We start from the raw sequence: 13,932 nt of genomic DNA, 5'->3' as shown, positions 1-13,932 counted from the left end.
GGCTATACTCACCATGCTTTATCAGTCAGGATCCACACGACGCATTAACCATCATGTCATCTTTTTAACTAATTGATTGAGAAGGTATTTAATGTCTATTCGTGAACTGCTCGATCCCACTAATTCCGCGCTTATCTTTATTGACCATCAGCCGCAAATGTCCTTTGGCGTGGCGAATATCGATCGCCAGACCCTGAAAAATAACACCGTGGCGCTGGCGAAAGCGGGCAAAATTTTTAATGTACCGGTGATTTATACCTCCGTAGAGACCAAAAGCTTTAGCGGCTATATCTGGCCGGAATTATTGGCCGTGCATCCTGACGTCAAGCCGATTGAACGTACCTCCATGAACTCCTGGGAAGACGATGCGTTTGTGGCAGCGGTGAAAGCGACCGGCCGTAAAAAGCTGGTGATCTCCGCTCTGTGGACCGAAGTCTGCCTGACCTTCCCGGCGTTGATGGCGCTGGAGGCGGGCTACGAGGTCTATGTAGTGACGGATACCTCCGGCGGCACCTCTGTCGACGCCCATGAGCGGTCTATTGACCGGATGGTGCAGGCGGGGGCGGTGCCGGTGACCTGGCAGCAGGTGCTGCTGGAGTACCAGCGCGACTGGTCGCGCAAAGCGACCTACGATGCGGTAATGGACCTGGTGCGCGAACACAGCGGCGCCTACGGGATGGGCGTGGATTACGCTTATACCATGGTGCATGGCGCGCCGGAGCGTAAAGCGTAAATCACTCCATCCTTCAGGCTGCTGCGTTGTTGGCTGCGTTTGTCCGTCCCCAGCTACTGAATTTATTCAAGTTCACGGGGACGTGCCCGCCTGCCGCTTCAACGCAGCATGAAGGATGTTGTGTCAGATCATTTATGGAGAGTGGCAGGAGAAAACCGGCCATTTCCCTGAAGCAAGGAACTCGTCATGGCGCAGCAAAAATCGGTGACCCTGGTTATCAGCCATCTGCTCGATCCGCAACACAGCCAGCGCTACGAAGAGTGGCTCGGTAAAATTATGCCCATTGCGGCAGAATTTCCCGGCCATCTTGGGGCGAATGTGATCCGGCCCGCCGCAGGGCAGAATCTGTGGAGCGTCATAATCCGCTTCGATACCCTGGAGCACCTCTACGCCTGGACGCAGTCGGAAACCCGTCGGCAACTGGTGGCTGAGATTGCCCCACTGCTGACGGAAGGCGATCGGACTGAGGTGCGGACTGAACCGGCCTTCTGGTTTACCCCGCCGACGGTGAACGTACGCCAGCCGCGGCGCTGGAAACAGTTTCTGATCACCCTGCTGGTGATTTTCCCCAGCACCAACCTGGTGCCTGCGGTGACCGGCATGCTGCTGCCGTCGCTTAAGGGGAGCCTGCTGCTGCACCTCATCAATGATGCCTGCGTGGTTGCGCTGGTGGTCTGGTTCTGGATGCCCATCGTGACCCGCCTGTTTGCTGGCTGGTTGAAGAAAAACTGAGTCAGCCTCCTCAAGGAGTGCGTTATGTCGCAAACTGCCACACTGATTCTGACCCACGGTCAGATTCATACCCTCGATCGTGCGAATCCCCTGGCGGAAGCTGTAGCCATCGCCGACGGAAAAATTGTTGCCACCGGAAGTCACGATCGGATCATGAGCTTTGCCGCCGAGGGGACGCAAATCGTCGATCTCAAAGGGCATACGGTGATCCCGGGCCTCAACGATTCTCACCTGCACCTGATCCGCGGTGGGTTGAACTACAACCTTGAGCTCCGCTGGGAGGGCGTTCCCTCGCTGGCGGATGCCCTGCGAATGCTGAAGGATCAGGCGGATCGCACGCCGTCCCCGCAGTGGGTGCGGGTGGTCGGCGGCTGGAGCGAATTTCAGTTCGCCGAGCGGCGGATGCCGACCCTGGAAGAGCTGAACGAGGCGGCGCCTGATACGCCGGTGTTTGTGCTCCATCTCTACGATCGCGCGCTGTTGAACCGTGCGGCGCTGAAAGCCGTGGGGTATAGCAAAGAGACGCCGGATCCGGCGGGCGGCGAGATCGTCCGCGATAGCCACGGCAACCCGACCGGGATGCTGATCGCCAAACCGAACGCCATGATCCTTTACGCTACGCTGGCCAAGGGGCCGAAGCTGCCGCTGGATCTGCAGGTGAACTCCACCCGTCAATTTATGCGCGAGCTGAACCGACTGGGGCTGACCAGCGCCATCGACGCCGGCGGCGGCTTCCAGAACTATCCGGAAGATTACGAAATTATCGAACAGCTGCACGCGAAAGATCAGATGACCGTGCGCATCGCCTACAACCTGTTTACTCAGCGGCCGAAGCAGGAGCTGGAGGATTTCGAACGCTGGACCGACATGCTGAAGCCGGGGCAGGGGACTGACTTCTATCGCGCCAACGGCGCCGGCGAGATGCTGGTATTTTCGGCGGCGGATTTTGAAGATTTCCTGCAGCCGCGGCCGGATCTGCCGCAAGGCATGGAGGATGAGCTGGAGCGGGTGGTACGCCATCTGGTGGAGCATCGCTGGCCGTTCCGCCTGCATGCCACCTACGATGAGTCCATCAGCCGGATGCTGGACGTGTTTGAGAAGGTGAACCGCGATATCCCGTTTAATGGCCTGCACTGGTTCTTCGATCATGCCGAGACCATTACCGAGCGTAACATTGAGCGGGTGAAGGCGCTGGGGGGCGGTATTGCGGTGCAGCATCGGATGGCCTTCCAGGGCGAATATTTTGTCGATCGCTACGGCAAAGAGGCGGTGAAACATACCCCGCCGGTAGCAAAGATGCTGGCGCTGGACGTGCCGGTGGGGCTGGGCACCGATGCGACCCGCGTCGCCAGCTATAACCCATGGACCGCGCTGTACTGGCTGGTCTCCGGGCGCACCGTTGGCGGGATGGCGATGTATGACGACGCCAACCGCCTGCCGCGCGATGTCGCGCTGGAGCTGTGGACGGCGGGCAGCGCCTGGTTCTCCAGCGAGCAGGGCAAGAAAGGCCGTCTGGCCGCCGGTCAGCTTGCCGATCTGGTGGTGCTGTCGAAAGACTACTTCAGCGTCGCGGAAGAGGAGATCAAAGGCATTGAGTCGGTGCTGACGGTGGTTGACGGCAAAGTGGTCTATGCCGCCGGTCACTTCTCGCCGCTGGCGCCGCCGCCGATCCCGGTGCTGCCGGAGTGGTCGCCGGTGGTGAAGGTCCCGGGCCATTACCGTTCCGCTCCGCCGGCGACGGCTAAAATCGGCGCCATGGTGCAGATGCACCAGTGCTGCGGTAGCTGTGGCGTCCACGGCCATCAGCATGATATTGCGCGTAAGTCGTCGATTCCGGTCTCTGACGAGCAGGCCTTCTGGGGCGTGCTGGGCTGTTCCTGCTTTGCTTTTTGATACCTGAAACCACCGCCCCGGCAGCGTCGGGGCGGTGGTTTCAGCCGCAGGCCCGGCGTCAATAGCGCTGCTCTGAGCCAAAGAGCGCCATGCGGCGGGCAATCATCTCGCGTACCGGCTGCAGTCCCTGGGCGATGACTTTCCGCGGATCGTTCACATCGTGCCCGGTGTCGGCGGCGAAAATTGCTTTCACCTGTTGGCACCAGGCGTACATATTTTCGGTATTAACGTTAATCTTGGCGGTGCCGCAGGCAATCGCCCGGCGCATATCCTCATCGGCAATACCGGTGCCGCCATGCAGCACCAGCGGAACCTTCACCTGCTCGGCAATGGCTTTCATCTCGGTAAATCCCAGCCGGGCTTTACCTTTATACAGACCATGGGTGGAGCCCAGCGCGGCGGCGAGGCAATCCACTTGGGTTTCTGTCACCAGGGTGTAGCACTCCTGGGGATCGGCGTAGATGACTTCGGAATTGACAATGCCGTCTTCACTGCCGGCGATGGTCCCCAGTTCGGCCTCCACAGAGATACCTTTGCTGTGGGCCAGCGTCACCAGGTGGCGGGTAATGGCCAGGTTTTCCCTGAACGGCAGATGCGAGCCATCAAACATAATGGAACTGAAGCCGGCGGCGATCGCCGCTTCGCAGGCCTCCCGGGAGGTGCCATGATCCAGATGCAGCGCCACCGGAACATCAATATGCAAATACTCCATGGCGTTAACCACAATGTCATGAATACATTTTAACCCGAGCATATGCTTAACCGTGCCGCCGGACACCCCCAAAATAACCGGTGAGCGGCACTGCTGGGCGGTGCTTAATACGGCGCCGACCCATTCCAGATTATTAATGTTGAACTGACCGACGGCGTAGCCGTCCCGCAGGGCATGCTGAAGCATGTCCTTCATCGACACTAACATATTCACCTCTTGATATTTATTAAATGCAGTTATTCTTCAAAATATTGCGTTAAGTTTCTCTCGTAGCTATTTAACGAGTGGTGGACGACCGCCAGGTCAGGCATCGATTCCCGAACCCCTTTTTTCTCAATAGAAATGGCGGTGGTCAGGCTGGCAAATAAAATAATGTTATCGATATGCCATGAGTAATGGACGCCATAGGTGAAGGCGCCGTGAAATACATCCCCGGCGCCGGTGGTATCAACGGCATTGCACAGCCAGGACGGGACGATCTGCAGCATACCGCTTTTTAAAAAAGCGCAGCCTTTTTCGCCAAGGGTAATAAATGCTTCACCGCGGCAAATTTTATTCAACTCAATCAGGGCCGCTTTAATTTCTGCTTCGGTGCTCAGCGAGCGATAGCTCATATAATCGCGGGCGAAATGTTCGCTCACTACAAAATAGTCAGTCCAGGCCGCCAGTTTAATATTGCTGGCGCGCAGTGACCCGCCGTCCATCACGACCCTGGCGTTGGGCAGTTTCTTAATTAAATATTCACTGATTTCCGCCTCATGGCCGTCAATTAAAATGGTGACCGGCTCCTCGCTGGCAATCAGTCGCTCGGCGAGGTCGTCCAGTTTGAGCTTTTGCTCGTAGGTCAGGGAAGGCGGCGTTTGCATCTTGCGGGTAATAATCGTCCGCGAACCCGTTAAGCGATTGACCAGCACCGAGGCCAGCGGGGTGATCATGTCATCGGAGAAAACCACCTGGCTGGTATCCACCCCCGCCTCGGCAAACTCATCGATAATGCGCTGACCGTAAAGGTCCTGCTGCAGATGACCAATGTAATAAACCTCCTCGCCCCATAATCCCAGCAGCCAGGCCGCATTGGCCGCCGGACCGCCGCCGCTTTCAATAAAATCATGACAAAAGTTTTTGGTATTCTCCTGGGGCCATTCATTGAGAAAGAAAAACTGATCGAAACAAGCAAATCCAATGGACAAAATAGCCATAACCACTCCTGATTATTTGTCAGCGGCGGAAAGCGTGGCCCTCCCGCCGGGAAAAATGACCTCGCTTATTCATTTTTCTGCTTCGCCGTCAGCTCCTCATAGCTGAGCGTGTTGCCCACCACCTGGACGTGACGGAAGCAGAAAGGCGCCAGCAGCGCGACGAGCAGCGCCAGACAAATCAGATAGATAGTGATCTGACCAAACTGGGTGAACGCATTCCCGATAATGATGCCCCATACCGCGAAGTCGAAATCGGCGAAGGTGCTGTTTTCAAACCCGAGGTTGCCGAGCGCCGGCAGCAGCATCGCCGGCAGGAAGGCGAGGAAGATCCCGCCGATAAAGGAGGCGATGATACATCCGCGCTTACCGCCCAGTTTGTCGGCGAAGACGCCGGACGTGCCGCCGCAGAAGAAGTGCGGCACCATGCCGGGAATAATCAGCGCCATGCCCAGCCCGCCGAGCAAGAGCATCCCGACAAGCCCGCCCACAAAGGAGCTGATGAATCCCACTACCACCGCGGTGGGACTAAAGGTGAAGAACACCGCGCAGTCAACGGCCGGGATGGAGTCCGGGATCAGCTTCTGGCTGATGCCCTGGAACGCCGGCACCAGATCGCCGAGGATCAGCCGCACGCCGTTATAGACAATGGCTACGCCAACGGCGAACTGCAGACCGGTCAGCACCGAGAAGATCAGCATGTTTTGGTCGGTGATGGTGCTCAGGTACGCCGACCCGGCGACAGCGCTGCAGACAAAGTAGATAACAAACATCACGATACCGGTGGTGACCGTGGTATCGCGCAGAAAGCCCCACTTTTCTGAAATTTCGGTATCGGCGAAGGAATTTGCCGGATTGCCGGTCCGGCTGGCGATCCATGCCGAGAGGTAGTAGCCGAGAGAGCCGAAATGGCCCATGGCGATCCCGCCGTCTTCGGTTACCTGCCTGGTGTAACGCTGACCGATGGCCGGGGAGATGGCCGACCATGAGCCCAACAGGAATCCACCGATCAGGATCAACATCCAGCCCTGGAACTCCGCCGCCTGCAGAACGGCGGAGAACAGGCAGGCGAGAAAGAACGAATGATGGCCGGTCAGAAAGATATATTTATACTTGGTACAACGGGCGATAATCAGGTTGAAAATAAAGCCTAACAGCAAAATACTCATGGTTTCCACGCCCAGCATCTTCTGGGCGACGGAGACAATGGCTTCATTGTTCGGAATAACGCCGCGGATATTAAATCCGGCCTCGATAATACCGCCCAGTGGATTGAGATTGGCAACGATAACGCCTGCCCCAGCGCTCAACATCAAATAGCCTAAAATCGGCTTTAATGTGCCGGTAAGCAGTTTATTGCCAGGGGAGCGCAGCGCCACTAAACCAACAAAGGCGATAAGCCCCATTAAAAAGGCGGGTTGACTGAATATTTCCGTTAAGAAACTAAGAATAGCCTGCATGGTCGTTCCCTCTATGCTGATTAAGAGTGAGTCGCAGCAATTTTCATCAGCGCGTCGGTAATATCCTCGGCGATCTTCGCTTTATGGACGTAGCTACGAATGATGGCGACATGACAGTGGGCCGGAAATTGATTTGCCAGTTCTTTTATCGTGACGTAAAGGTCGGCTTTTTCCCCGACGGCGTTAGCAAAATCGACCGAGGCGACGTCCGCTTTGATGCCTAATTCGTCACAGATCTTTTTCACATTATTCGCAGCCATCAATGAGCTGCCAATACCGTTACCACAAACCGTTCTGATAACTAACATAATGACTACTCCATTTGTTTTTGAATGAAATGTAAGACTGAATTAACGTCATTTTCCTGCTGAAGAAAGGTCACAATATCTGACTCGATCAGCGAGGCTATCAGTTGGATCATTTTGATATGACTGTCAGCATCGGCGCCGGCGATCGCGATGACCACGGAAACCGGATCGAACTCATCGTGGCCGAAGGAGATTGGCGTGGCGGTGGTGATAAGTGAGAACCCGGTCTGTAATGCCCCTTTTTCCGGGCGGGCATGCGGCATGGCAATCCCGTCATCTATCACGATGGCGGCGCCAAAATCTTCATATACCGTCAGCATCTCGTTGACATATTCGGCACTGCAAATCTGGCGCCTGGCAAGTAATGAACCCGCCAGTTCGATGGCCTCTTCCGCACGGGATATATTCTGCTTAAGGGCGATTAACGACGGGTCAAAAATAATTTCCATCCTCAGCTCCTGAACGTATTCCTGTTCCTGAGTTAAATCATGACCAAATACATTGATGAAAATGATGGATGAGATCACATCCGCGGTTTTAAATATTGATGGGGATCACATCGACGGCAAAGCACCGGCAGAAAACGATATAAATAATTTATATATTTTTCAGGCTGTTATGAAGACTTTGTATTTTGACGCTGAAATTTGGCAGAGAAAAAGTGAGAGGTAGAGCGAATTTTTTCGGCAGAAGTGTATCGCTGGTCACAAATATCGGCGGGTCATTTTCTTAAATTTTGACGCCGCTAACAAAAAAGGCCCGCCTGAGCGAGCCTTTTATTAAAACGCGTGCCGATTACAGGCTGGAAACGTTTTCGGTCAGGTATTTTGCAACGCCTTCCGGAGAGGCGGCCATACCTTCTTTTCCTTTTTCCCACTGCGCCGGGCAGACTTCGCCGTGCTCTTCGTGGAACTGCAGGGCGTCTACCATACGCAGCATTTCGTCGATGTTACGGCCCAGCGGCAGGTCGTTAACCACCTGATGACGAACGATGCCGTTGGCGTCGATCAGGAAGGAGCCGCGCAGCGCTACGCCTTCGTCCGGATGCTCAATACCGTAAGCTTTCTGGATTTCACGTTTGATGTCAGCAACCATCGCGTATTTAACCGGGCCGATACCGCCCTGGTCTACCGGGGTGTTACGCCATGCGTTGTGCACGAACTCGGAGTCGAAGGAAACGCCAACCACTTCCACGCCGCGTTTCTGGAATTCTTCGTAACGTTTGTCGAACGCGATCAGCTCAGACGGGCACACGAAGGTGAAGTCCATCGGCCAGAAGAACAGAACGGTAGGTTTACCGTTGGTGTGCTGTTTGAAATTGAATTTCTCAACGATCTCACCATTACCCAGCACAGCGGCTGCAGTAAAATCCGGCGCTTGACGAGTGACCAGAACCATTTGATTCTCCTGTAATTACTAAGGTTATTTGGAACGCAACGCGGGCAAGTATAGAGCCTGCCCGGCAATAACACAAAGAGGCGCTAACAATCGTTCAGCCAGCTTTTACCTATCAATGACGTGGCTATTACAGCTGTTTGTTTTCTGCCAGGCGCATCATCTGCGGATAAAAGCGCCAGAACTGCGTCTCCAGACGGTCGTAATGGGTATCCAGATCCTGCCAGGAGTCGCGTAGTGCCTCGAGACGTGGACGGCGGCTGGCCATGCCGTTCAGCACGCGCTGAATAAAATCCATTTCCCGATAGCGCTCCAGCCAGCGCTCCGACCACAGATATTGATTGAGATTGACGAAGCGGGGCGGCGAGTCGGGCAGGATGGGGACGATCTGCCGCTCGGCGTAGCGTACGAACTCGTCCAGCGGCAGGTCAGGGGAGAGCTGCGCCCAGTGCTGGGACAGGAAATGATCCCACATGACGTCGAGGGTGATGGGGGCGACGCGGCGGGTCTGCGGGCGAAACCACTCCCGCGCCTCTTTGACTTCCGCCAGGTTGTCAGTCATCACGTCAATCCGCCGATGCATAAAGATGCCGTCGATGATCTCCGCCGGATAGTCGCCCTGCGGGTTGCCGCGCACGAAGTCGGCCATCAGGTTGCCGGGCAGCGAACTGTCGGCGAGATGGGCCAGGTGCAGGTGGGCGAGAAAATTCATAAAACGACATCCTTTAAATACGAGCGGGCAGGTGGAAACACCGATGTTGCGCTGAACGGCGCCTCGGTGGCCGAATGGCATGCTGTCTGGCCGCGCGCGGCACCTTTGCCACCGGTAAGGCATTCGGTTGCCGCATGGCGGCATTCGGAATGATTTGGAATATAGATTATGTCATTCATCCGGAGGGGTAAAGGTTGCAGCCAGACCGCCCCGGCACTAGACTACCCGCCTCTTTATTCAGTCTGAGTTACCGTCATGCGCGTTACCGATTTTGCTTTTGAACTACCCGAATCTCTGATCGCCCACTATCCGATGCCTGAGCGCAGTAGCTGTCGCTTGCTCTCCCTGGACGGGCCGACGGGCGCGCTGACGCATGGCACCTTCACCGACATCCTCGATAAGCTTAATCCCGGCGATCTGCTGGTGTTTAACAACACCCGGGTGATCCCGGCGCGTCTGTTCGGCCGCAAGGCCAGCGGCGGCAAGATTGAAGTGCTGGTGGAGCGGATGCTGGATGATAAGCGCATCCTGGCCCATATTCGTGCCTCAAAAGCGCCGAAGCCGGGCGCCGAGCTGCTGCTGGGCGATGACGAGAGCATTAAGGCCACGATGCTGGCGCGTCATGGCGCGCTGTTTGAAGTGGAGTTTAACGACGAGCGCCCGGTGCTGGAGATCCTTAACGGGATCGGCCATATGCCGCTGCCGCCCTATATTGACCGCCCGGACGAAGACGCCGACCGCGAGCTCTATCAAACCGTCTATGGCACCAGGCCGGGCGCGGTAGCCGCCCCGACCGCCGGTTTGCATTTCGACGAACCGCTGCTGGACAAACTGCGCGCCAAAGGCGTTGAGATGGCGTTTGTCACCCTGCATGTGGGGGCGGGCACCTTCCAGCCGGTGCGCGTCGACAGCATTGAAGAGCACACCATGCACTCCGAATATGCCGAAGTGCCGCAGGAGGTGGTCGATGCGGTGCTGGCGGCGAAAGCGCGCGGCAACCGCGTGATCGCGGTGGGCACTACCTCGGTACGTTCGCTGGAGAGCGCGGCGCAGGCGGCGAAAGACGCGCTGATCGCGCCGTTCTTCGACGATACGCAGATTTTCATCTACCCGGGTTATCAGTACCAGGTGATCGATGCGCTGGTGACTAACTTCCATCTCCCTGAATCCACACTGATTATGCTGGTGTCGGCGTTTGCGGGTTATCAGCACACCATGAACGCCTATAAGGTGGCGGTTGAGCAGAAATATCGCTTTTTTAGCTACGGGGATGCGATGTTTATCACGTACAATCCGCAGGCTATTTCTGAGCGTCCCTGAAAAGGCCGGTACGCCGGCTTGTAGACGCCATAACGCATTTTTTAGCTACGGAATCATTCCGTGGCGAGTATGAAAACGTCGGACTGTTTTTCTGACGCAGGAGCAAGCATGAAATTTGAACTGGATACCACCGACGGTCGCGCCCGCCGCGGTCGCCTGGTGTTTGAGCGCGGCGTGGTGGAAACACCGGCCTTTATGCCCGTTGGCACCTACGGCACCGTCAAAGGGATGACGCCGGAAGAGGTGGAAGCCACCGGCGCGCAGATTATTCTCGGCAACACCTTCCACCTGTGGCTGCGCCCGGGTCAGGAGATCATGAAGCTGCACGGCGATCTGCACGATTTTATGCAGTGGAAAGGACCGATCCTGACCGACTCCGGCGGTTTCCAGGTGTTCAGCCTTGGCGATATCCGTAAGATCACCGAGCAGGGCGTCCACTTCCGCAATCCGATCAACGGCGATCCGATTTTCCTCGATCCGGAAAAATCGATGGAGATTCAGTACGATCTCGGCTCTGACATCGTGATGATCTTCGACGAATGTACGCCGTACCCGGCGGACTGGGATTACGCCAAGCGCTCAATGGAGATGTCTCTGCGCTGGGCGAAGCGCAGCCGCGACCGTTTCGATAGCCTTGGCAATAAAAATGCGCTGTTCGGCATTATTCAGGGTAGCGTTTACGAAGATTTACGCGATATCTCGGTGAAAGGTCTGGTAGAGATTGGCTTTGATGGCTACGCTGTCGGCGGTTTGGCGGTTGGTGAGCCGAAGGAAGACATGCACCGTATTCTGGAGCACGTCTGCCCGCAGATCCCGGCCGATAAACCACGATACCTGATGGGCGTCGGGAAGCCGGAAGATCTGGTGGAAGGGGTACGTCGCGGTATCGATATGTTCGACTGCGTCATGCCGACGCGCAACGCGCGTAACGGCCACCTGTTCGTCACCGACGGCGTGGTGAAAATCCGCAACGCGAAGCACAAAAGCGATACCGCGCCGCTGGACGCCGAGTGTGATTGCTATACATGTCGCAATTATTCACGCGCTTACTTGCATCACCTCGACCGTTGCAACGAAATATTGGGCGCGCGTCTCAATACCATTCATAACCTGCGCTACTATCAGCGTTTAATGGCTGGTTTACGCAAGGCTATCGAAGAGGGTAAATTAGAGAGCTTCGTGACCGATTTTTACCAACGTCAGGGGCGCACCGTGCCTCCTTTGAACGTTGATTAATTTTAATAATGAGGGAATTTCAATGAGCTTTTTTATTTCTGATGCGGTAGCGGCAACGGGTGCACCGGCGCAGGGCAGCCCGATGTCTCTGATTCTGATGCTGGTGGTGTTCGGTCTGATTTTTTACTTCATGATCCTGCGTCCACAGCAGAAGCGCACCAAGGAACATAAGAACCTGATGAACTCCATCGCCAAAGGTGATGAAGTGCTGACCAACGGCGGTCTGGTCGGTCGCGTGACCAAAGTGGCGGAAACTGGCTACATTGCTATCGCGCTGAACGATACCACTGAAGTGGTTATCAAACGTGACTTCGTTGCTGCCGTTCTGCCGAAAGGCACCATGAAGGCGCTGTAATCTAACTTTTCCCAAAGGGAACTGCCGTGTTAAACCGTTATCCTTTGTGGAAGTACGTCATGCTGGTCGTCGTCATTGTCGTCGGCCTGATCTATGCGCTTCCCAACCTGTATGGTGAGGATCCGGCTGTTCAAATCACTGGCGCGCGCGGCGTCGCCGCCAGTGAGCAAACGCTGATCCAGGTCCAGAAAACTTTACAAGAAGAAAAAATAACCGCGAAGTCTGTGGCACTGGAAGAGGGCGCTATTCTTGCGCGCTTCGACACCACTGATACCCAGCTGCGCGCGCGCGAAGCGCTGCTTAACGTGCTGGGTGACAAATACGTCGTGGCGCTGAACCTTGCTCCGGCAACCCCACGCTGGCTGGCGGCGCTCTATGCCGAGCCGATGAAGCTGGGTCTTGATCTGCGCGGCGGCGTGCACTTCCTGATGGAAGTCGACATGGACACCGCGTTAGGCAAACTGCAGGAACAGAACATCGATAGCCTGCGCAGCGAGCTGCGCGACAAAGGCATTCCTTACGCGACCGTGCGTAAAGAAGACAACTACGGTCTGAGTATCGTCTTCCGCGACAGCGCGGCGCGCGACCAGGCTATCTCTTATCTCAGCCCTCGCCATCGCGATCTGGTTATTTCCTCTCAGGGTGACAACAGCCTGAAAGCGGTGATGACCGATGAGCGCCTGAAAGAAGCCCGTGAGTACGCGGTTCAGCAGAACATTAATATCCTGCGTAACCGTGTGAACCAGCTGGGCGTCGCCGAGCCGCTGGTTCAGCGTCAGGGCGCTGACCGCATCGTGGTTGAGCTGCCGGGTATCCAGGATACCGCGCGTGCGAAGGAAATCCTTGGCGCGACCGCGACCCTCGAGTTCCGTCTGGTCAATACTAACGTGGACCAGTCCGCCGCCGCCTCTGGCCGCGTGCCGGGCGACTCGGAAGTGAAGCAGACGCGTGAAGGCCAGCCGGTAGTGCTGTACAAGCGGGTGATCCTGACCGGGGACCATATCACCGACTCGACCTCCAGCATGGATGAGTACAACCAGCCGCAGGTCAACATCTCGCTGGACAGCGCGGGCGGTAACATCATGTCTAACTTCACTAAGGACAACATCGGCAAGCCGATGGCGACCCTGTTCGTGGAGTATAAAGACAGCGGTAAGAAAGACGCTAACGGTCGCGCTATCCTGGCGAAAGAGGAAGAGGTGATTAACATCGCCAACATCCAGTCGCGTCTGGGTAACAGCTTCCGTATCACCGGTATCAGCAATCCGAACGAAGCGCGTCAGCTGTCGCTGCTGCTGCGTGCCGGCGCGCTGATTGCGCCGATTCAGATCGTCGAAGAGCGGACTATCGGCCCAACCCTGGGAATGCAGAACATCAAGCAGGGTCTGGAAGCCTGTCTGGCCGGTCTGGTGGTCTCTATCCTGTTCATGATCCTCTTCTATAAGAAGTTCGGCCTGATTGCGACCTCGGCGCTGATTGCCAACCTGATACTGATTGTCGGCATTATGTCCCTGATCCCGGGGGCGACGCTGACCATGCCGGGCATCGCGGGTATCGTGTTAACCCTGGCGGTGGCGGTCGATGCTAACGTTCTGATCAACGAGCGTATCAAAGAAGAGCTGAGCAACGGGCGTACCGTTCAGCAGGCGATTGACGAAGGTTATCGCGGCGCGTTCAGCTCGATCTTCGACGCCAACGTGACGACGCTTATCAAAGTGATCATCCTGTACGCGGTCGGTACCGGTGCCATTAAAGGGTTTGCGATTACCACCGGTATCGGTATCGCGACCTCAATGTTTACCGCTATCGTCGGCACCCGTGCCATCGTGAACCTGCTGTACGGCGGCAAGCGCGTTAAAAAGCTGTCTATCTGAGGAGTG

General features: G+C 56.2%; 16 protein-coding genes. 9 read left to right on the top strand and 7 right to left on the bottom strand.

The genetic code is table 11. The features are described 5' to 3' along the window. Positions 1-91 precede the first annotated feature (91 nt). The 3 genes from IB144_RS20575 (at position 92) to IB144_RS20565 (ending at position 3,358) form a co-directional block, all read left to right on the top strand. A complete protein-coding gene (locus IB144_RS20575) occupies positions 92-733 on the top strand; it encodes a hydrolase (RefSeq protein WP_002890357.1) in 642 nt (213 codons plus the stop codon). Positions 734-919: 186 nt separating this feature from the next. After that, complete coding sequence (locus IB144_RS20570) at positions 920-1,465, top strand: antibiotic biosynthesis monooxygenase (RefSeq protein WP_002890365.1); 546 nt, start codon at positions 920-922, stop codon at positions 1,463-1,465. Between the two features lie 24 nt (positions 1,466-1,489). Continuing rightward, a complete protein-coding gene (locus IB144_RS20565) occupies positions 1,490-3,358 on the top strand; it encodes an amidohydrolase (protein WP_023286084.1) in 1,869 nt (622 codons plus the stop codon). A 58-nt stretch (positions 3,359-3,416) separates the two neighbouring features. Here the strand turns inward: IB144_RS20565 and fba are convergent, their stop codons facing one another. From fba to IB144_RS20540, 5 genes are all read right to left on the bottom strand, one after another. Then, a complete protein-coding gene (gene fba / locus IB144_RS20560) occupies positions 3,417-4,271 on the bottom strand; it encodes a class II fructose-1,6-bisphosphate aldolase (RefSeq protein ID WP_004218830.1) in 855 nt (284 codons plus the stop codon). A 35-nt stretch (positions 4,272-4,306) separates the two neighbouring features. Continuing rightward, complete coding sequence (locus IB144_RS20555; protein WP_149358900.1) at positions 4,307-5,269, bottom strand: PfkB family carbohydrate kinase; 963 nt, start codon at positions 5,267-5,269, stop codon at positions 4,307-4,309. A gap of 65 nt (positions 5,270-5,334) precedes the next feature. After that, on the bottom strand, positions 5,335-6,726 hold the full coding sequence (locus tag IB144_RS20550; RefSeq protein ID WP_004151345.1) for a PTS ascorbate transporter subunit IIC: 1,392 nt from the start codon (positions 6,724-6,726) through the stop codon (positions 5,335-5,337). A 20-nt stretch (positions 6,727-6,746) separates the two neighbouring features. Then, the gene (locus tag IB144_RS20545; RefSeq protein WP_002890376.1) at positions 6,747-7,034 is read right to left on the bottom strand and encodes a PTS sugar transporter subunit IIB; all 288 of its coding nucleotides are present in this window, start codon (positions 7,032-7,034) and stop codon (positions 6,747-6,749) included. Positions 7,035-7,039: 5 nt separating this feature from the next. Beyond that, positions 7,040-7,483: a PTS sugar transporter subunit IIA gene (locus tag IB144_RS20540; RefSeq protein ID WP_040165783.1), complete on the bottom strand. Its 444-nt coding sequence runs from the start codon at positions 7,481-7,483 to the stop codon at positions 7,040-7,042. Between the two features lie 55 nt (positions 7,484-7,538). Here IB144_RS20540 and IB144_RS20535 point away from each other — a divergent pair, with 55 nt between their 5' ends. Beyond that, a complete protein-coding gene (locus IB144_RS20535; RefSeq protein ID WP_040165786.1) occupies positions 7,539-7,706 on the top strand; it encodes a hypothetical protein in 168 nt (55 codons plus the stop codon). Between the two features lie 123 nt (positions 7,707-7,829). Here the strand turns inward: IB144_RS20535 and IB144_RS20530 are convergent, their stop codons facing one another. Together IB144_RS20530 and acpH are read right to left on the bottom strand one after the other, a co-directional pair. After that, positions 7,830-8,432 carry a peroxiredoxin gene (locus tag IB144_RS20530; protein WP_002890386.1) on the bottom strand — a complete coding sequence of 201 codons (603 nt, stop codon included), beginning with the start codon at positions 8,430-8,432 and terminating at the stop codon, positions 7,830-7,832. A 127-nt stretch (positions 8,433-8,559) separates the two neighbouring features. Continuing rightward, a complete protein-coding gene (gene acpH, locus IB144_RS20525; RefSeq protein ID WP_004178734.1) occupies positions 8,560-9,141 on the bottom strand; it encodes an ACP phosphodiesterase in 582 nt (193 codons plus the stop codon). 74 nt (positions 9,142-9,215) lie between these two features. Here acpH and IB144_RS20520 point away from each other — a divergent pair, with 74 nt between their 5' ends. From IB144_RS20520 to secD, 5 genes are all read left to right on the top strand, one after another. Then, on the top strand, positions 9,216-9,332 hold the full coding sequence (locus IB144_RS20520) for a hypothetical protein (RefSeq protein WP_004218831.1): 117 nt from the start codon (positions 9,216-9,218) through the stop codon (positions 9,330-9,332). Positions 9,333-9,396: 64 nt separating this feature from the next. Next, on the top strand, positions 9,397-10,461 hold the full coding sequence (gene queA / locus IB144_RS20515) for a tRNA preQ1(34) S-adenosylmethionine ribosyltransferase-isomerase QueA (RefSeq protein WP_002890390.1): 1,065 nt from the start codon (positions 9,397-9,399) through the stop codon (positions 10,459-10,461). Between the two features lie 108 nt (positions 10,462-10,569). Next, the gene (tgt, locus tag IB144_RS20510; RefSeq protein WP_002890395.1) at positions 10,570-11,697 is read left to right on the top strand and encodes a tRNA guanosine(34) transglycosylase Tgt; all 1,128 of its coding nucleotides are present in this window, start codon (positions 10,570-10,572) and stop codon (positions 11,695-11,697) included. Between the two features lie 22 nt (positions 11,698-11,719). Next, positions 11,720-12,052: a preprotein translocase subunit YajC gene (gene yajC / locus IB144_RS20505; protein WP_002890398.1), complete on the top strand. Its 333-nt coding sequence runs from the start codon at positions 11,720-11,722 to the stop codon at positions 12,050-12,052. A gap of 26 nt (positions 12,053-12,078) precedes the next feature. Further along, positions 12,079-13,926 (top strand): protein translocase subunit SecD, encoded by a 1,848-nt coding sequence (secD, locus tag IB144_RS20500; RefSeq protein WP_002890400.1) that lies wholly within the window; start codon positions 12,079-12,081, stop codon positions 13,924-13,926. The last annotated feature ends 6 nt before the right edge of the window (positions 13,927-13,932 follow it).

The organism is Klebsiella sp. K4, assembly GCF_014596785.2.
In the GTDB taxonomy this organism is placed as follows: Bacteria; Pseudomonadota; Gammaproteobacteria; order Enterobacterales; family Enterobacteriaceae; genus Klebsiella; species Klebsiella pneumoniae.
This window is presented reverse-complemented; position numbering and strand designations above follow the sequence as displayed.

Excerpts from the sequence above, each read along its gene's own strand:
- IB144_RS20565 (WP_023286084.1), top strand. The coding sequence starts at position 1,490 with ATGTCGCAAACTGCCACACTGATTCTGACCCACGGTCAGATTCATACC.
- IB144_RS20570 (WP_002890365.1), top strand. The coding sequence starts at position 920 with ATGGCGCAGCAAAAATCGGTGACCCTGGTTATCAGCCATCTGCTCGAT.
- queA (WP_002890390.1), top strand. The coding sequence starts at position 9,397 with ATGCGCGTTACCGATTTTGCTTTTGAACTACCCGAATCTCTGATCGCC.
- IB144_RS20520 (WP_004218831.1), top strand. The coding sequence starts at position 9,216 with ATGGCATGCTGTCTGGCCGCGCGCGGCACCTTTGCCACCGGTAAGGCA.
- tgt (WP_002890395.1), top strand. The coding sequence starts at position 10,570 with ATGAAATTTGAACTGGATACCACCGACGGTCGCGCCCGCCGCGGTCGC.
- IB144_RS20535 (WP_040165786.1), top strand. The coding sequence starts at position 7,539 with ATGAAAATGATGGATGAGATCACATCCGCGGTTTTAAATATTGATGGG.
- acpH (WP_004178734.1), bottom strand. The coding sequence starts at position 9,141 with ATGAATTTTCTCGCCCACCTGCACCTGGCCCATCTCGCCGACAGTTCG.
- IB144_RS20550 (WP_004151345.1), bottom strand. The coding sequence starts at position 6,726 with ATGCAGGCTATTCTTAGTTTCTTAACGGAAATATTCAGTCAACCCGCC.
- IB144_RS20545 (WP_002890376.1), bottom strand. The coding sequence starts at position 7,034 with ATGTTAGTTATCAGAACGGTTTGTGGTAACGGTATTGGCAGCTCATTG.
- IB144_RS20575 (WP_002890357.1), top strand. The coding sequence starts at position 92 with ATGTCTATTCGTGAACTGCTCGATCCCACTAATTCCGCGCTTATCTTT.
- IB144_RS20540 (WP_040165783.1), bottom strand. The coding sequence starts at position 7,483 with ATGGAAATTATTTTTGACCCGTCGTTAATCGCCCTTAAGCAGAATATA.
- IB144_RS20530 (WP_002890386.1), bottom strand. The coding sequence starts at position 8,432 with ATGGTTCTGGTCACTCGTCAAGCGCCGGATTTTACTGCAGCCGCTGTG.
- yajC (WP_002890398.1), top strand. The coding sequence starts at position 11,720 with ATGAGCTTTTTTATTTCTGATGCGGTAGCGGCAACGGGTGCACCGGCG.
- IB144_RS20555 (WP_149358900.1), bottom strand. The coding sequence starts at position 5,269 with ATGGCTATTTTGTCCATTGGATTTGCTTGTTTCGATCAGTTTTTCTTT.